The 17,289-nt window shown below is 60.5% G+C and carries 17 protein-coding genes; 7 read left to right on the forward strand and 10 right to left on the reverse strand.

Translation table 11 applies throughout. From position 1 onward, the window contains the following. Positions 1 to 241 precede the first annotated feature (241 nt). On the forward strand, positions 242 to 436 hold the full coding sequence (locus tag J1G18_RS18810; RefSeq protein ID WP_027611087.1) for a hypothetical protein: 195 nt from the start codon (positions 242 to 244) through the stop codon (positions 434 to 436). Here the strand turns inward: J1G18_RS18810 and J1G18_RS18815 are convergent, their stop codons facing one another. Beyond that, the gene (locus J1G18_RS18815; protein ID WP_027611088.1) at positions 437 to 862 is read right to left on the reverse strand and encodes a PA3611 family quorum-sensing-regulated virulence factor; all 426 of its coding nucleotides are present in this window, start codon (positions 860 to 862) and stop codon (positions 437 to 439) included. A 189-nt stretch (positions 863 to 1,051) separates the two neighbouring features. Between J1G18_RS18815 and J1G18_RS18820 the strand changes: the two genes are divergently transcribed. The 3 genes from J1G18_RS18820 (at position 1,052) to J1G18_RS18830 (ending at position 3,110) form a co-directional block, all read left to right on the forward strand. Next, on the forward strand, positions 1,052 to 1,798 hold the full coding sequence (locus J1G18_RS18820; RefSeq protein WP_177408950.1) for a tRNA-uridine aminocarboxypropyltransferase: 747 nt from the start codon (positions 1,052 to 1,054) through the stop codon (positions 1,796 to 1,798). A gap of 224 nt (positions 1,799 to 2,022) precedes the next feature. Then, a complete protein-coding gene (gene erdR, locus J1G18_RS18825) occupies positions 2,023 to 2,673 on the forward strand; it encodes a response regulator transcription factor ErdR (protein ID WP_223008253.1) in 651 nt (216 codons plus the stop codon). A 74-nt stretch (positions 2,674 to 2,747) separates the two neighbouring features. After that, on the forward strand, positions 2,748 to 3,110 hold the full coding sequence (locus J1G18_RS18830) for a diacylglycerol kinase (RefSeq protein WP_003222276.1): 363 nt from the start codon (positions 2,748 to 2,750) through the stop codon (positions 3,108 to 3,110). On the opposite strand, the gene J1G18_RS18835 is transcribed toward J1G18_RS18830, so the two are convergent. Continuing rightward, on the reverse strand, positions 3,107 to 4,033 hold the full coding sequence (locus J1G18_RS18835; protein WP_007964377.1) for a LysR family transcriptional regulator: 927 nt from the start codon (positions 4,031 to 4,033) through the stop codon (positions 3,107 to 3,109). The genes J1G18_RS18830 and J1G18_RS18835 overlap by 4 nt on opposite strands. Positions 4,034 to 4,166: 133 nt before the next feature. On the opposite strand from J1G18_RS18835, the gene fpr reads away from it, so the two are divergent. After that, positions 4,167 to 4,946: a ferredoxin-NADP reductase gene (gene fpr, locus J1G18_RS18840; protein ID WP_007908723.1), complete on the forward strand. Its 780-nt coding sequence runs from the start codon at positions 4,167 to 4,169 to the stop codon at positions 4,944 to 4,946. 171 nt (positions 4,947 to 5,117) lie between these two features. Here the strand turns inward: fpr and tsaA are convergent, their stop codons facing one another. The 5 genes from tsaA to rimO all read right to left on the reverse strand — a co-directional run bounded on the left by tsaA (position 5,118) and on the right by rimO (position 9,573). Further along, entirely contained in the window at positions 5,118 to 5,816 is a 699-nt protein-coding gene (gene tsaA, locus J1G18_RS18845; protein ID WP_223008254.1) for a tRNA (N6-threonylcarbamoyladenosine(37)-N6)-methyltransferase TrmO, read from the reverse strand. A 185-nt stretch (positions 5,817 to 6,001) separates the two neighbouring features. Further along, positions 6,002 to 6,469 carry a DUF1456 family protein gene (locus tag J1G18_RS18850; RefSeq protein WP_223008255.1) on the reverse strand — a complete coding sequence of 156 codons (468 nt, stop codon included), beginning with the start codon at positions 6,467 to 6,469 and terminating at the stop codon, positions 6,002 to 6,004. Between the two features lie 72 nt (positions 6,470 to 6,541). Then, positions 6,542 to 7,252: an rRNA pseudouridine synthase gene (locus J1G18_RS18855; protein ID WP_210558022.1), complete on the reverse strand. Its 711-nt coding sequence runs from the start codon at positions 7,250 to 7,252 to the stop codon at positions 6,542 to 6,544. 189 nt (positions 7,253 to 7,441) lie between these two features. Beyond that, positions 7,442 to 7,915: a GNAT family N-acetyltransferase gene (locus J1G18_RS18860; RefSeq protein WP_027611095.1), complete on the reverse strand. Its 474-nt coding sequence runs from the start codon at positions 7,913 to 7,915 to the stop codon at positions 7,442 to 7,444. Positions 7,916 to 8,235: 320 nt separating this feature from the next. Next, a complete protein-coding gene (rimO, locus tag J1G18_RS18865; protein ID WP_003222282.1) occupies positions 8,236 to 9,573 on the reverse strand; it encodes a 30S ribosomal protein S12 methylthiotransferase RimO in 1,338 nt (445 codons plus the stop codon). Positions 9,574 to 9,922: 349 nt separating this feature from the next. Between rimO and J1G18_RS18870 the strand changes: the two genes are divergently transcribed. Continuing rightward, positions 9,923 to 11,764: a potassium transporter Kup gene (locus J1G18_RS18870; protein ID WP_410477715.1), complete on the forward strand. Its 1,842-nt coding sequence runs from the start codon at positions 9,923 to 9,925 to the stop codon at positions 11,762 to 11,764. A 196-nt stretch (positions 11,765 to 11,960) separates the two neighbouring features. Here the strand turns inward: J1G18_RS18870 and J1G18_RS18875 are convergent, their stop codons facing one another. After that, complete coding sequence (locus tag J1G18_RS18875; protein ID WP_223008256.1) at positions 11,961 to 12,287, reverse strand: DUF3077 domain-containing protein; 327 nt, start codon at positions 12,285 to 12,287, stop codon at positions 11,961 to 11,963. 371 nt (positions 12,288 to 12,658) lie between these two features. Between J1G18_RS18875 and J1G18_RS18880 the strand changes: the two genes are divergently transcribed. Beyond that, positions 12,659 to 12,805 carry a hypothetical protein gene (locus J1G18_RS18880; protein ID WP_167734055.1) on the forward strand — a complete coding sequence of 49 codons (147 nt, stop codon included), beginning with the start codon at positions 12,659 to 12,661 and terminating at the stop codon, positions 12,803 to 12,805. 198 nt (positions 12,806 to 13,003) lie between these two features. On the opposite strand, the gene J1G18_RS18885 is transcribed toward J1G18_RS18880, so the two are convergent. Next, positions 13,004 to 14,296 (reverse strand): virulence factor family protein, encoded by a 1,293-nt coding sequence (locus J1G18_RS18885; RefSeq protein WP_007964390.1) that lies wholly within the window; start codon positions 14,294 to 14,296, stop codon positions 13,004 to 13,006. Next, positions 14,296 to 16,935: a bifunctional lysylphosphatidylglycerol flippase/synthetase MprF gene (gene mprF / locus J1G18_RS18890; RefSeq protein ID WP_007964392.1), complete on the reverse strand. Its 2,640-nt coding sequence runs from the start codon at positions 16,933 to 16,935 to the stop codon at positions 14,296 to 14,298. The genes J1G18_RS18885 and mprF overlap by 1 nt, the downstream gene beginning before the upstream one ends. Positions 16,936 to 17,289 lie beyond the last annotated feature (354 nt).

The raw sequence follows: 17,289 nt of genomic DNA on the forward strand, positions 1-17,289 counted from the left end.
TTTGAATCTAGACCCTTGCGAGCCATTGCGCTGAGTTGATCTTTACGCCGCGCAGGCTTTCCTGGCAACCGTTGCGGGCTGGCTGGCAATGAATATTCACCACTCGTCCGAACGTACGCCGTAGAGCAATCACTCTGATTTACTAACCTACAGGCACTGTACGACAGCTTTGAGTCGGCAACCGTACGCAGGGTGCGCGCTTTTCAAGGATTCGCGGGTAGCAGGCATGGAGGCGGGAGAGATGGCCAGAGTGGTTCTGGAAATCGATACGCAGTTGTATCGGATGCTGAAAGCATCAGCCGAGACCAATCAAGTGAGTCTCGAAGAGGAGTGCTGCCGTCGGTTGGCAGGTGGAGAACGACGTTCTCGCTACTTGCAGGCCCTGGTGGCCGAATTGCGCGCCGAAGATGAACAACGGCGCGCCAATACCCGATGATTACTTCTTCTTCGCCGGGGCAGCTTTCGGGCAATCGGAATCCTGGTAGCTGGCCGAGCCGATGGCCTTGTTGGTTTTATATTCACTGAAGTCGTAACGCATGATCGCACCCTTGGCCATCAGCTTGCGGTACGACGGGTTATTGCACACCGAAGCACCCAGCTGGAAATACACGGCTTTTGGGTCAGCGCGCATCTTTTCGGCGTGGCTGGCCTGGACGCTCAGGTGGTTGATCAGGGTAACGCCCTCAACGGTGTAGCCCTGATCGAGAATGTCTTCATTGATCGCCCGTGGCGTGCCGACGCTGCTTTGTTCGGCGATGTTGCGCAGTTCTTTGTTCAGATTCTGCTCTTTCAAGGACGCCGCTTGTGCGCTGAAGGACAACGCCAGTGCGATGGCCGCGGTAGGAACGATAAGGCGCAGCATGAAACTCTCCTGATTCAGTGACTGGTGGTTCGACCAGCCCCGTGGCTGTGCGTTCAGTGGCGCCGGATTATAGGGGAGCCGGTCGGGACGGTACAGGTTTGCGCTCGTCGCTCTGGTAAACTGCCGGCCTTTATTGCCTTGCCGAGTGCTGTGTGTGTCGAGTTTTCCTGCCATAAGGCGTTGCCCGTGATCCATCATGCTCCCAACGCCGTAGCCCGCTTGCGTGACCAGCGCGAGGACGAAGGTATCAAGCCGATTCAGGCCCGTGGTTTTCGCTCCGAGCGTTGCCGCGACTGCCGGGTGATCATCAGCCACTGCCTGTGCGCCTGGCGGCCGACCGTCGAAACCCGTTCCGGTGTGTGTCTGATCATGACCGGCAAGGAAGTGTTCAAGCCGAGCAACACCGGTTGGTTGATCGCCGATGTGGTGCGCGACAACCACGCGTTCATCTGGTCGCGCACCGAACCCGACCCGCGGATGCTGGCGCTGCTCAACGACCCGCAATGGCAGCCGTACCTTGTATTTCCCGGCGAATATGTAGAACCGTCGCGGGTGACCAACACCGTCGTGCCCGATAGCAGCAAGCGTCCGTTGTTCATCCTGCTGGATGCGACCTGGACCGAGGCGCGCAAGATTTTCCGCAAGAGTCCGTACTTCGACCGTTTGCCGATTCTCAGCCTGCTGCCCGACAGACTCTCGCGTTATCGCCTGCGCCGCTCGACCCGCAGCGAGCACCTGTGCACCGCCGAAGTCGCGGCTTTGTGCCTGGAACTGGCCGGGGACAGCGATGCAGCGTCGGCGCTGGACGCATACTTCGATGTGTTCAGCCAGCACTATCTGGGCGCCAAACAACAGTTGCCGCTCAACGAGTCGACTCCGGCCCACGCCGAGCTCTTGCCTTATATACGAAAGCCGCAAGCGGTGTTGGCCCCATAGTGGCCCATACTTCACCCAGCGGCGGCCGTGCTGCTTGACCACCCCGGCTACGCTGGGCATGCTTGGCGCCGATTGGGGTGCGGCCAAGGTTTGAAACGCCGTGTTTGCTCGTGATTGGCGTTGAACGTGCCCCTGTGGATAGCGCTGTGCGGCGGTATCTCGAGTTGCCTTGGCGAGGCCCGAATGCGTCGGGTCTGCCATCAAAAAACAGGATCATTTGAAAAATGGCCACATACGACATCCTGATTGCCGATGATCACCCTCTGTTTCGTAGCGCGCTGCATCAAGCGGTGACACTGGGCCTTGGCCCGGATGTGCGACTGGTGGAGGTGGCGAGCATCGCCGAGCTGGAAGCGCGCCTGACCGAAAAATCCGACTGGGATCTGGTCCTGCTGGACCTGAACATGCCCGGCGCGTTCGGGTTTTCCGGTCTGGTCATGCTGCGCGGGCAGTACCCGCAGATTCCGGTGGTGATGGTTTCGGCCCAGGAAGAGGCTTTGGTCATGGTCAAGTCCCGGGAATTTGGCGCCAGTGGCTTCATTCCCAAGTCCAGCGACCTGAATGTGATTCAGCAAGCCGTGCGCAAGGTCCTCGATGGCGATGTGTTCTGGCCCCCGCAGGCGTTCGAAGCCGTCAGTGTCTCCGATGAAGCCAAAGCCGCCAGCGACGGCCTGGCCAGTCTCACCCCGCAGCAGTTCCGCGTACTGACCATGGTCTGTGAAGGCCTGCTGAACAAGCAGATTGCCTACGAGTTGAGCGTGTCCGAAGCGACCATCAAGGCCCACGTCACGGCGATCTTTCGCAAGTTGAATGTGCGCACCCGGACTCAGGCGGCATTACTTCTGCAACAACTTGAGTCAATTCCGAGCCAATAAAGGCTGGCGTCTTCACGCTTTTTTGACTTTTGTTGCTCTAGCTTTCCCACTCCTTTCTGGTTGGTTTTTACGTTATGTCACCTTTCAAGGGCCAGACCGGCCTGAAACGCATCCTCAACGCTTCCGGTTACTCGCTGGACGGCCTGCGCGCAGCCTTCACCGGCGAAGCCGCATTTCGCCAACTGGTGCTGCTCAATGTGGTGCTGATTCCGCTGACGTTCTTCCTGAATGTCAGTCGCGTCGAACAGGCACTGCTGATCGCCGTGTGCCTGCTGGCGCTGATCGTCGAGTTGCTGAACTCGGCGGTAGAAGCGGCGATTGACCGCATTTCCCTGGAACTGCACCCGCTGTCGAAGAACGCCAAGGACATGGGCAGCGCCGCGCAATTCGTGGCCCTGAGCATGATTGCCCTGGTGTGGGCGGTGATTCTGCTTTAAGCGATACTCGGCAAGACGATCTCGTCGCTGCGCTGCACCCCGGCGGTGAAGGCGCGGCACAGATCGAGAAACTCGCGCATGGCCGAGGTCTGGTACTTTTGCTTGTGCCAGATGAAGTAAAACTGCCGCGCCAGGTCCAGATCCGGCGTTTCCACCGCCACCAGGCTGCCACGCCGAAAGGCATCGCGCAGCGCCAGCCGCGATATACAGCCAATCCCCAGCCCTGATTCCACCGCGCGCTTGATCGCTTCGGTGTGTTCCAGCTCAAGACGGATATTCAGCGCACTGCGATGATGACGCATCGCCTGATCGAAGGTCAGGCGCGTGCCGGAACCCTGTTCGCGCAGAATCCACGCCTCGTGCGTCAACTCTTCCATGGTCGCGCTGCCGCGTTTGGCCAGCGGATGCTGCGGCGCGCAAAACACCACCAGTTCATCTTCGACCCAGCTCTGCACTTCGATGTCCGGATGGCTGCAGTCGCCTTCGATTAGACCCAGATCAATTTCGTAGTGGGCGACTTGATGCACGATATTGGCAGTGTTCTGTACGTGCAGTTTTACCTGGCTTTCCGGGTGGCGCTGCATGAAGCCGCCGATCAACAGGGTCGCCAGATAATTGCCGATGGTCAGGGTGGCGCCCACCGAGAGTGAGCCGAAACCGGATTTGCCGTTGAGCAGGTCTTCGATTTCCTTGGACTGGTCGAGCAGGGCCACCGCTTGCGGCAACAGCTGTTTACCGAGGGCGTTCAGGCTCAGGCGTTTGCCGGCGCGATCGAACAGCTGGCAGCTGGACTGGCGCTCCAGTTCGGTGATCGAGGTGCTCGCCGCCGACTGCGAGAGGTTGAGCAGACCCGCAGCACGGGATACGCTCTCCTGCTGGGCGACGGCGACGAAGACTTGCAGTTGACGAAGAGTAAATCGCATATCGATATAACCGATAACCCTTATCTTAATAATCCAGTTAACAGATATTGTCGTCGCTATTAGAATGCGATGCAATTGCGCACTGTTGGCCGCAAAGGCGAGCGCAGACCCAATATCCAGGAGTCCCACGTACATGAGCAACATGAACCACGAGCGTGTCCTCAGTGTTCATCACTGGAACGACACTCTGTTCAGCTTCAAGTGCACCCGTGATCCGGGCCTGCGCTTCGAGAACGGTCAGTTCGTGATGATCGGCCTGCAACAGCCCAACGGCCGCCCGCTTATGCGCGCTTACTCGATCGCCAGCCCGAACTGGGAAGAGCATCTCGAGTTCTTCAGCATCAAGGTGCAGGATGGTCCGCTGACCTCGCAGCTGCAGCACCTGAAGGAAGGCGACGAGATCATCATCTCGAAGAAGCCTACCGGCACCCTGGTGCTTGACGACCTGAACCCGGGCAAGCATCTGTATCTGCTGAGCACCGGCACCGGTCTGGCGCCGTTCATGAGCGTGATCCAGGACCCGGAAACCTACGAGCGCTTTGAAAAAGTGATCCTGGTGCACGGCGTACGCTACGTCAACGAAGTCGCCTACCGCGAATTCATCACCGAGCACCTGCCGCAGAACGAGTTCTTCGGTGAAGCGCTGCGTGACAAGCTGATCTACTACCCGACCGTGACCCGCGAGCCGTTCGAGAACCAGGGCCGTCTGACCGACCTGATGCGCAGCGGCAAGCTGTTCAGCGACATCGGTCTGCCACCGATCAATCCGCAGGACGACCGCGCGATGATCTGCGGCAGCCCGAGCATGCTCGACGAGACCAGCGAAGTGCTCGACAGCTTCGGCCTGAAGATCTCGGCGCGTATGCGGGAGCCGGGTGACTACCTGATCGAGCGTGCATTCGTCGAGAAGTAACCCGCAATACCTGTGGGAGCGGGCTTGCTCGCGAAGGGGGCTGTCAGTCGACGTCAATGTTGAATGGCGCACCGCTTTCGCGAGCAAGCCCGCTCCCACATTGGTTTCGTGCTACACAGAAAAGCCCGCGTTGCCTGAGAAGGCAGCGCGGGCTTTTGCGTTTCCGGGGATTCAGGTGTTGGCGGGGATGACTTCCAGTACCCGGATCTGCTCCGGCGTCGGGTAATGCCAGCGCACGTCCAGATCCCAGAACTGCGCACCGTACTCGCGCTCCGGCGCCGGCGTCTGATACGCCGGACGCGGATTCTGGGCCAGACACTGCTCGATCAGCTCGACCAAAGGCTCGCCAAGGCGCTGAGCATGGCCATGCGCCTGTTGCAGCGCGGCGTCCGTCCACTGCACATCAATCAGCTGTGGCGCGGCGCTGGCGATGCTGTTGGAGGCGTCAGGGATGATGTCGGCGTAAGGCACATACGGTTTGATGTCGAGAACCGGTGTGCCATCGAGCAAATCGATCCCCGAAATGAACAGCCGATTGGCCTCGACCTTGTCCAGCTTCACCACAGACTGCCCGATGCCATTGGGCCGGTGCGTCGCACGGGTGGCGAACACGCCCATGGACTTGTTACCGCCCAGACGCGGTGGCCGCACCTTCAGGCGCGGCTTTTCTTCCAGCGCCTGATGAAACAGGAACAACAGCCAGACATGGCTGACCTGCTCCAGCCCTTGCACGGCGTCTCCCTGATCGAACGGCGCCACCAGCTCCAGCACGCCACGGGCGGCGGGGGCCAGTTGCGGCTGGCGCGGGATGGCGAACTTCTCCTTGAAACAGGAACGCACGAAGCCGATGGGGGAGACGTTGTAAGTCATGGTCTGGAGTCGAGGTGGGAGCGGGGTGGGGATGATAACCCGAGGTGGCCGGGCCGACGCCTTCGCGAGCAAGCCCGCTCCCACAGGGATCTCGAGTGGAGTCCGGTTTTGTGTCAGCCACAAAACCTGTGGGAGCGGGCTTGCTCGCGAAGGCCGCGCCGCCGATTCAGAGCTTGTGGCGCAGATCAGCCGCGAACGCGCAGGGTCAAGCCCTTGAGGAAGTTGCGCAGCAACTGGTCGCCGCACGCGCGGTAATTGGTGTGGCCGACCTTGCGGAACAGTGCGCTCAGCTCAGGCTTGGACACCGGGAACTCGGCTGCCTTGAGGATCGCGTGCATGTCGTCTTCCTTGAGTTCGAAGGCCACGCGCAGCTTCTTCAGGATGATGTTGTTGGTCACTGGCACTTCGATCGGCTGCGGCGGACGGCTTTCGTCCTTGCCGCGCTTGAACACCACCAGACCGTCGAGGAAGTGCGCCATGACTTCGTCCGGGCAGCGCACGAAGCCTTCTTCGTCTTCTTCTTTCTTGTCGAGGTACGCGACGACGTCTTTCAGCTCCACGTCCAGGCCGCCGAGCTTGATGAACTCGATGACTTTCTTGTCGCTGATGTCGAGCATGTAGCGCACGCTACGCAATACGTCGTTATGAATCATGTGGGTAATCCTGATAATCGTTGTGGGCAGCACGCAGGCGCGCTGCCGGAATGTGTGGCGGCAGTGGAAGCCTTAGAACTTCTCTTTGCCGGACAGGTAGCGCCATTGGCCCACCGGAACCTTGCCAATCGACACGCCGCCGATGCGGATGCGGCGGATGCCGACGACCTTCAGGCCAACCGCTTCGCAGAACTGCGCGATGATCCCCGGCTGCGGGTTCTTCATGGCGAAGCGCAGGCGGTTTTCGTTCTGCCAGCTGGCCTTGACCGGCGGCAGCTCCTTGCCCTTGTGGGTGAGGCCGTGCTGCAGGCGATTGAGGCCGTGGGCAACCATGTCGCCTTCGACCTCGACCACGTATTCCTGCTCGATCTTGGCCGCGTCGGCAGTCAGTTTGCGCAGCACTTTCCAGTCCTGAGTGAACACCAGCAGGCCGCTGGCCTTGGGCTGCAGATCGGCGCTGGCGGTCAAGCGCAGGAAGTGCCCGCGCAGCGGGCGTTTGCCGTAGCGGTGCTCGTCGCTGAGGGTGTCGGCGCTGAGCGACTGCATGGCGGTGTCGACATCCATGCCGGCCGGCACGTTGAGCAGAATCGTGACCGGCTCCGGCGCGGTGGCCTGAGCGTCCTTGTCGAGCTCGACCTTTTGGTTGCCGACCTTGAATTGCGGTTCGTCGATCACTTCGCCGTCCACGGTGACCCAGCCGCCCTCGATGAACAGCTCGGCCTCCCGGCGGGAGCAACCGACCAGTTCGATGAGGCGTTTGGAGAGGCGAATCGGGTCAGTCATGACAGGGCCGTAACAAAAAAGGGGTGGGCATTGTACCTGCCTGGCGCCGGTTAAGCCCGGTTCCATTTCGGTAGGTGGTTTTTTGTAGGAGTGAGCCTGCTCGCGATTGCCGTCTGACATTCAGCATTGATGTCGGCTGGTCCGGCGCTATCGCGAGCAGGCTCACTCCTACAAGGGTACTTTGGTGTGTCAGCCGTTACTTGAGCGCTGCTGGGTCTGCCGCAGGCGCATATGCAGCAACGGGTACGGCTGGCCCATGCCATCCACCTCCGAGCGGCCGATCACTTCAAAACCCTGCTTGAAATAAAATCCCAGTGCCTGCGGGTTCTGTTCGTTGACGTCGAGTTCATCGGCATTCAGATGTTGCATGGCGTAGTTGAGCAGTTTCTTGCCCAAGCCTTGGCCACGATACTCGGGATCGATGAACAGCATTTCGATCTTGCCCGCCGCCACCCCGGCGAATCCGGTGATGCGCTGGTTGGCGTCCTTGGTACAGATCAGCATCACTGCATCCAGGTAACGCGTGAGCACCAGATTACGCAGCAACTCGATGTAGCTGTCCGGCAGGAAATCATGGGTCGCGCGAACCGAGGCCTCCCAGACCCGGGTCAGTTCCTGATAATCGCTGAGTTTCGGCGTGTGAATGACCGAATGCTGACGCATGCCCGGCTGCCTCTTTTCAAATGGATGAGCGGGATTCCTTCCCACTGCAAACGATAGACGCAAAAAAGCCCCGCATCTCGTAAAAAGAGCGGGGCTTTTTGTATTTATTTCGGTGTCTGGCTGGCTGTTAATGTTGCCTGCAAGAGCTTCCCCCTCACCCCAACCCTCTCCCCCCCAAGGGGGGAAGGGAGCTGATCTTCATGCTGTTCAAAATCTGAGGTCGACTCGATATTTCAAGTCGCCGTCATTCGAAAGAGCAACTCAATCAGTTCCCTCTCCCTCAGGGAGAGGGTTAGGGTGAGGGGCTTTTGATCTTCAGATCAGATCTGCTCAGCCCACAGATCGTATTCGTCAGCGTCAGTCACCTTGCACCAGACCTTGTCGCCCGGCTTGAGGTTGCTGCCGTTGTCGATGAATACGTTACCGTCGATTTCCGGGGCATCGAAGAAGCAGCGGCCGACGGCACCTTGCTCGTCGACCTCGTCCACCAGCACTTCGATCTCGCGGCCGATGCGCATCTGCAGGCGTGCCGAGCTGATCGCCTGCTGGTGCGCCATGAAGCGCTCCCAACGGTCCTGCTTGACGTCGTCCGGTACCACTTCAAGGTCCAGATCATTGGCGGGCGCACCATCGACCGGCGAGTACTGGAAGCAGCCGACGCGGTCGAGCTGGGCTTCGGTCAGCCAGTTCAGCAGGTACTGGAAGTCTTCTTCGGTTTCGCCCGGGAAGCCGACGATGAAGGTCGAACGGATGATCAGGTCCGGGCAGATCTCGCGCCAGTTCTTGATCCGCGCCAGAGTCTTGTCTTCGAACGCCGGGCGTTTCATCGCCTTCAGGACTTTCGGGCTGGCGTGCTGGAACGGGATGTCCAGGTACGGCAGGATCTTGCCGGCGGCCATCAGCGGGATCAACTCGTCGACGTGCGGGTACGGGTAAACGTAGTGCAGACGGACCCACACGCCCAAGGTGCTCAGCGCTTCGCAGAGTTCGGTCATGCGGGTTTTCACCGGCGCGCCGTTCCAGAAACCGGTGCGGTATTTCACGTCGACACCGTAGGCGCTGGTGTCTTGCGAGATCACCAGCAGCTCTTTGACGCCGGATTTGACCAGACGCTGGGCTTCGTCGAGTACATCACCCACCGGACGGCTGACCAGTTTGCCGCGCATCGACGGAATGATGCAGAAGCTGCAGCTGTGGTTGCAGCCTTCGGAAATCTTCAGGTAGGCGTAATGACGCGGAGTCAGCTTGATGCCTTGCGGCGGCACCAGGTCGATCAGCGGGTTGTGATCCTGACGCGGTGGCACGACTTCGTGCACGGCGTTGACCACTTGCTCGTATTGCTGCGGACCGGTCACGGCCAGCACACTCGGGTGTACGTCGCGGATATTGCCTTCTTCCACGCCCATGCAACCGGTGACGATCACCTTGCCGTTTTCCTTGATCGCTTCACCGATCACTTCCAGCGACTCAGCCTTTGCCGAGTCGATGAAGCCGCAGGTGTTGACCACCACCACGTCGGCGTCCTGATAGGTGGACACCACGTCATAGCCTTCCATACGCAGCTGGGTCAGGATGCGCTCGGAGTCGACCAGTGCTTTCGGGCAACCCAGAGATACGAAGCCAACCTTTGGATTGGCCGGCGCAGGAGTGGTGGACATGTCTAACCTCGGTGTTTTGTGACGTCGCTTGCCGTGTGGGAAAGCCGACGGATGGGCGCTTAGGGTGCGCCTCTGATCAAAAAGTGCGCAATTCTAGCGATGAGCAACGCACTTGACCAGCTTTATGCAGGGAAATACGACGAGTGCTGCGCTATGCTTCGCGCCGTTGAGCTTTACCAATTTTTTACAGTCAACAAAACGTCTGTAACAACAGGTAAAACAGCGCATGCTGCACCACAAAGCATAGTGCTTCATTCAAAGAAGCCGGTTCGAGAATCAGGAGTGTTGGATGGGTCAGGCAAGTAGTCAGGCGGCGGGCGCCGAGCATTCGGCTGCAAAACCGCTGAGCATGCTGGTCGCGGCAGTCGGGGTAGTTTACGGCGACATCGGCACGAGCCCGTTGTACACCCTCAAAGAGGTATTCGCCGGTCATTATGGGGTGCCGGTCAATCACGACGGCGTCTTCGGGATTCTGGCATTGATATTCTGGTCGCTGATCTGGGTCGTCACGATCAAGTACGTGTTGTTCGTCTTGCGGGCCGACAACCAGGGCGAAGGGGGGATCATGGCGCTGACCGCCCTGGCGCGACGCGCATCCAGCCGCTATCCCAAATTGCAGGCGGTGCTGGTGATCCTGGGATTGATCGGTGCCGCACTGTTTTACGGCGACAGCATGATCACCCCGGCGATTTCCGTATTGTCGGCGGTGGAAGGTCTGGAGCTGGCATTCGATGGCCTGGAGCGCTGGGTGGTGCCGATGGCGCTGGTGGTGCTGGTCGGACTGTTCCTGATCCAGAAACACGGCACCGATCGCATTGGCAAGCTGTTTGGTCCGGTGATGGTGGCGTGGTTCCTGGTGCTGGGCGGTCTGGGTGTCAGCGGGATCGTCAGACACCCTGAAGTATTGAGCGCGCTGAACCCGATCTGGGGCGTGCGTTTCTTCATGGTTCACCCGGGCATGGGGGTGGCGATTCTCGGTGCGGTGGTGCTGGCGCTGACCGGCGCTGAGGCCCTGTATGCCGACATGGGCCACTTCGGGCGCAAGCCGATTGCCCGCGCCTGGTTGGCGCTGGTACTGCCGGCACTGGTGCTGAATTACTTCGGTCAGGGCGCATTGCTGCTGGAAAACCCGGAAGCGGCACGTAACCCGTTTTACCTGCTGGCTCCGAACTGGGCACTGGTGCCTTTGGTGGTGCTGGCAACCCTGGCCACGGTGATCGCTTCGCAAGCGGTGATTTCCGGTGCGTTTTCGCTGACCCGTCAAGCAATTCAGCTTGGCTACATTCCGCGCATGCACATTCAGCACACATCCAGTGCCGAACAGGGGCAGATCTATATTGGTGCGGTGAACTGGGCGCTGATGGTCGGCGTGATTCTGCTGGTGATCGGTTTCGAGTCCTCCGGCGCATTGGCGTCTGCCTACGGCGTGGCAGTGACGGGCACCATGCTGATCACCAGTATTCTGGTGGCTGCGGTGATCCTGCTGCTATGGAAATGGCCACCGCTGCTGGCGGTGCCGATTCTGCTTGGTTTCCTGCTGGTCGATGGCATGTTCTTCGCGGCCAACGTGCCGAAGATCATTCAGGGCGGTGCCTTCCCGGTGCTGGCGGGGATCGTGCTGTTCATCCTGATGACCACCTGGAAACGCGGCAAGGAGCTGCTGGTCGATCGCCTCGACGAAGGCGCGCTGCCGCTGCCGATCTTCATCAGCAGCATCCGCGTGCAACCGCCGCACCGTGTGCAGGGTACTGCGGTGTTCCTCACCGCACGCTCCGACGCGGTGCCGCATGCGCTGTTGCACAACCTGCTGCACAACCAGGTACTGCATGAGCAAGTGGTGCTCCTGACCGTGGTCTACGAAGATATCCCGCGCGTGCCGCCATCGCGCCGCTTTGAGGTCGAGGCTCACGGCGAAGGCTTCTTCCGGGTGATCCTGCACTTCGGCTTCACCGACGAGCCGGACGTGCCGCAGGCGTTGAAGCTGTGCCATCTGGATGATCTGGACTTCAGCCCGATGCGCACCACCTACTTCCTCAGCCGCGAAACGGTGATCGCCTCGAAACTCGAAGGCATGGCCCGCTGGCGCGAGGCGTTGTTTGCGTTCATGTTGAAGAATGCCAACGGCAACTTGCGGTTCTTCAATCTGCCGCTGAACCGGGTGATTGAACTGGGGACGCAGGTGGAGATGTAACCCCACCTCAACTGAAAAGCCCCCGTCAGCTTCAAGGCTGGCGGGGGCTTTTTTGTGCCCGCACATAAACCTCTAACCCACTGCAAATCCCCTGTGGGAGCGAGCTTGCTCGCGAAGGCCGAGTGTCAGTCGAGACATGTGGTGGCTGATCCACCGCATTCGCGAGCAAGCTCGCTCCCACAAGGATTCTGTGGTGTCAGTGGCTTTCAGGCAATTCTTCTTCAGATTCGGTCTTCGTCCGCGCAGGTCGCGGCATCAGCGCTTGGATCACGTCATCAATCAAGGCTTTGCCCATCACCGTCAGGTAATGCGCAGCCCAGGCATGGCGGTCGGTGTCTTTGATGAAGGCAGCGTCCTCGGCGAAGGATTTGGCGAGGGACAGCAGGTCGGAGGATTGGGACAGGGCATCGATGATCGGGATGCCGGCGCGGACGTTGAAGAACGCTTGATCCGAGTTGTAGAGGAAAGGGGTGAAGCCGATGGTTTTAATGTTTGCGGGTCCGTGCAGATCAGTTTCGGTCATCGTGTTACTCCTTGGTTCGAAGTGCCGCGACTTTCGTTACCACACGAAAGGGAGGCGACTGTACGCAGGGTGGTAAACCGGGAACCAAGGAAACCGGCACGCTCGAAAGCGTCCCACGCACAGCCGCCATTACTCGATGAGCGGGCTCTTGCGCTGGGTTCTCCGGGTTACCACACCCGATCGCTGAATGGGTCAGCGACGTCCGGAGAGTATCCCGTCAAAAAACAGCGCAATAGAGCCGCAAAGCGCCCGAACACGAGTTTCGGAGTTTGCCTACAAGGTCTGTGGGCGTCATCCGATATTGCGAAACTGGAAGTAAACGATACTAAACGTCTGACACGAACTGGCGTGTGCAAATAAGCGAGACGCGTATGACTGCATCATCGAAACAAGAAAAGCAGGATGATCTCGAGAACCTTCGTATTGAAGCGCAAGCTATGGAGCGATTGATCAACTTCGATCCGGCACAAGCGATCAGCCATGACTATATGCGGGCAAGATACGCTTGCAAGGATTGATGATTATTTGAATTCAGCGCAATTCCCTTGTAGGAGTGAGCCTGCTCGCGATAGCGGTGTGTCAGTTGGCAACTAGGTGGCTGACACTCCGCTATCGCGAGCAGGCTCACTCCTACAGGGGAATGGGTTAGTCGTCCGAGATGTAAAAAGCCCCCGCAACTGCGAAGTTGCGGGGGCTTTTTGTTTGGCCGGCGCAGATCACTCTGCCGGCTGATCCTTGCTCTGGCGCTTCTCGATCAGGTCCACCAGACGCTTGGCCAGCGCCGGGTAGTTCTCGTCGAAGTGGTGGCCGCCGGGCAGTTTCACTGCTTCGCCGACTGCGGTCTTGTCGGTGCAGCCGCTTTCGTCGGTTTCTTCGGCGCCGTAGATGCACACTACTTTGGCCGCTGGCAGCTTGGCCATTTCCGGGCCGGTGGCGGCTTCTTTGCCGGCGTTGCCGAGCCAACCTTCGACTTCGATTTCGAAGCTGCCGGTGCGGGCGAAAGCCAGCAGGATGATGGCGTCGACGCGTTGCTGCTCGGTGTCCGGCAGGCGGTTGTAGATCGCTGGCAGGACGTCGGCACCGAACGAGTAACCGGTCAGGATGAAGCGTTTAGTGCCCCATTTCTGCCGGTAGTGCTGCATCAGTTCGGTCAGGTCCAGGGCGCTTTGCTCAGGGCTCTTGTGCTGCCAGTAGTAACGCAGGGTGTCGATGCCGACCACCGGGTAGCCGATCTTGGCCATCTCGCCGGCCACGTCGCGGTCGAGGTCGCGCCAGCCGCCGTCACCGGAGAGGAAAAGGGTCACGGTGTCCTTGGCCTGACCGGCCGGCACTTCAACCACCGGGATCGCCAGACCGCCGTTGGCCTTGTCGCCGCCGACGAGGATCTTGCGCAGCTCGTTGTTCAGCACTTGCGGCAGGTTGATGTCGTAGTCGCTGATGCTGGTTTCGGCGTTCGGTTGATCGCGCACGAAACCGGCGCTGGTGTCGTCCGGGTTGTCGTTCCATGCCACCAGCCAGTGGCCATGCGCCGCGGATTTCGGCAGCAGGTGGGTGCAACCGGGTTTTTCCAGCGCCAGGTCGACCGAGATGGCCTGGGCCTTGTCGTCCTTCTGCTCGGACAGCCAGCGCCAGGCCAGTACCGCGCCAGGGCCGATACCGCTGACCAGCGTGGCCGGGCCATTCAGTTCGCGCAGGCCGGTTTGCAGGGCGCGGCTCTGTTGCAGGCAGTCCTTGGGCAGAATCACTTGAACGATCTGCGCCGAGGCGCTGCGGCTCAGGGTGCTCAGTTGGTTGTCGGTCAGCTTCTGGTCGTCATTGACCGCGACCAGCACCTGCGCTTTGGGCTGAGTGCCGGGTATGACGCGGGTCATGACCGTGCCGTCGGCGGCCGTCAGTGGTTGCAGAGTCGGTTGCGGTGCCGGGCGTTTGAGGTACCAGTAACCGCCGCCGGCAATCACGGCCAGCACGATCAGTGCGGCCAGGATGTACTTCAGGGAGCGTTGAATCATCAGCGTTTCACCAATCCAGTCAAGCCACCCGCGATCAGGGCGGCAGTATCGGCCAGCGCCACCAGCGGATCGAGTCCGGCGGGCACTGCCATATAACGGGGTTCCCAGTCAGGCTGGAACTTGTCTTTGAAGCGGCGCAAGCCTTGGAAGTTGTACAGCTGCTCACCACGGCGGAAGACCATCGAACCCAGACGCTGGGTCAGCGGTGCACCACGCCGGGGTTGCAACCCCGACAACGGCACCATGCCCAGGCTGAAGCGCGCGTATCCGTGACTCTTATAGTGTTGAATCAGGCCGACCATCAGGAACTCCATGGTCAGCTTGGGGGCGTCCGGGTGCGAGCGCATCAGGTCGAGACTGGCCAGGTCATGGCTGAAAGTCTCGAGCAGGTTGGCGAACGCCACCGGGCGACCTTCGAAGCGAATCACCGCAATGCGGAAATGCTTCAGGTAATCGTCGCTGAACCGACCGAGGGAGAAACCTTTCTCGCGCACGTTCTTGCCGGTCAGCCACGCATCGGAAATCACTTTCAACTCGTCCATCGGCGCCTGGCCCGGCTCATGGATTTCCAGCGACAGACCATCGCGGGTACCACGGTTCCAGGTGTAGCGCAGGTCCTTCATTTCTTTGCCCTTGGCTTCCAGGTCAAAGCGCTGCAGATCGACCCGGGCTTCTTCGCCGAGCTTGATCGCGGTCAGGCCGATGTCCATGTAGTACGGCAGGTTTTCCGCACGTACCTGATAGAACACCGGGCGAGCGTGATGGATGTCGCACAGGTCGCGGAACTGCCAGATCATCTCGGCGCGTTGCTGGCCGGGGCCGATCGGGTCGTACAGCGCCACCAGGCTGCGGCCACGGCGGGCGTACATCAGGAAGGCTTCGTCGTTCTGGTGAAACAGCAACGCTTTGTCACCGGTCAGCGCGAGGCCGCCATCGGGTTGCGACGAAGCCATCAGGATTTTCGCGGCGCGATCCAGTTCGTCCGGGGTCGGCAGGTGGATCACCGGGCGCGCGGTGCGCAGCAGCCAGGTCAGCGCGATCACCAGTAACAGCACGGCGGCGCCGAGCAACGAACGCAAGCCGCGCGGGGCGTCTGCGTCGAGGGTGAACTGCCACCACAGTTGATGGCTGTACGGCACGTCCTGATAGGCGAACAGCAGCAACCAGGTCGAGGCGCCCAGGACGCAAAGGCTGGCCACCAGATACAGCGGCGAGAAGGGCAGTTCTGTCAGGCGACTCGGGCGATAGAACGAACGGCGGAACACTCCCAGCAGCGCAGCGGTGAGTGTCATCAGCGTGGCTTCTTCCCAGTCGAAGCCTTTGAGCAGCGAGAGCAGGGCGCCGACCAGCAACAGAATGGTGGTCAGCATCCACGCGGCTGACAGGCGACGGCGCAGGCCCTGCGCCAGCATCAGGCACAGCACACCGATCAGGCTGGCGCCGAAGTGCGAGGCGTCAACCAGACGATGCGGGATCAGAAAACCGATGTGTTCAAGACGGGTGTCGATTTCCGGGGTGGCACCGGAAAACAGCAGCACCACGCCGGACAGAAACACCAGCACCGCCAGAATCGGCGCGGCCAGACCGGATGCGGCGCGCATGGTCTGGGTCTGGAACAGGCGCTGGCCTTCGTTGATCAGCAAGAACAGGCAGGCCACCAGCAGCGGCAGCACGACGTAGATCAGACGGTAGAGCAGCAGGGCGGCGGCGAGTGGCGCGGCCCCGAGGGTGTCGGCAAACGCGGCAAGCAGGATCGCTTCAAAAACCCCGACACCGCCAGGCACATGGCTGAGGACGCCGGCGGCCAGGGCCAGCAGGTACACCAGCAGGAACGCGCCGAACGGCGGGGCTTCCGGCAGCAGCAGATAAAGCACGGTGGCCGCTGCGGCGACGTCGAGGGCGGTGATGATCAGTTGCAGGAAGGTCAGGCGTCGGCCCGGCAGGCGCAGCGTCCGGCGACCGGCCCTGACCAGCAGGTTGTCGCGGTACGGCTGCTCCGGCAGGCGGCGGCGATAGATGCCGATCGCCAGAATCGCGCCCAGACCCAGCACCACCATGGCAATCGTGCCGAGCAGGCCTTCTGACAGGCCCAGTGCGGCGGAGGCGGCGGGCAGGTCGCTCAGGGTCGCGAGAGCCGCCAGCGGTGGCAGGGCGCAACCCAGCGACAGGCTGGCGAACAGCGTCATGTGCGCGACTTCGGAGGCGCCCAGCCCATGGCGTGCATATAAACGGTAGCGCACCGAGCCGCCGGACAGCAGCGACAGGCCGATGGCGTTGCCAATCGCAAATGCGGTAAAGCCGCCCAGCGCCAGAGTGCGCGGCGGCAGTGTCACGCCGGCATAGCGGCTGGCCGACCATTCATAGCCCAGCAATATGATGAAGCCGACCACCGTAGCAGCCACTGCGCCGAGCAGGGCCGGTTTCGGCACCGCCAGGATCGAGTCATGCAGGGCATACAGATCGAGTTCGCTCAGCAGATGGCGGCAGGCAATCAGCGCAATGGCAAACAGCAGCAACGTGACCGCCAGACCGATCGGCTGGCGATATTTGCTCAACCGATCCAGCAAGCGCAGGCGCTCGGGTTTGATCGGATGTTCTGCTGTGACGGTGTCTTGTGAATCAGACGAGTTGGCGCGCATCAATCACCTCTTGGATTGTGCGCGACAGGATGGAGGTATCCAGCCAAGTTACCAATCCCTGTAGAAAAAAATAATCACAAAATACTACGCCTCTCATCCGGGATCGGCGAGGGCGGGTCATGGATTGCAGACGTCTTGCCTGCGACTCAAGCATAGTCGCAACTCGGCGGGTCTGATGATCCTGAGCGTTTCACTGCAGCGTGACAGATCATTGTTGCGAAAGGACTTTTTCCACAGATACAAAAAAGGCCACTCTTTCGAGCAGCCTTTTTTGATGTTTGGTTGCGGGAGCCGGATTTGAACCGACGACCTTCGGGTTATGAGCCCGACGAGCTACCAGACTGCTCCATCCCG

Source organism: Pseudomonas sp. MIS38, from assembly GCF_019891575.1.
GTDB classification, from domain to species: Bacteria; Pseudomonadota; Gammaproteobacteria; order Pseudomonadales; family Pseudomonadaceae; genus Aquipseudomonas; species Aquipseudomonas putida_A.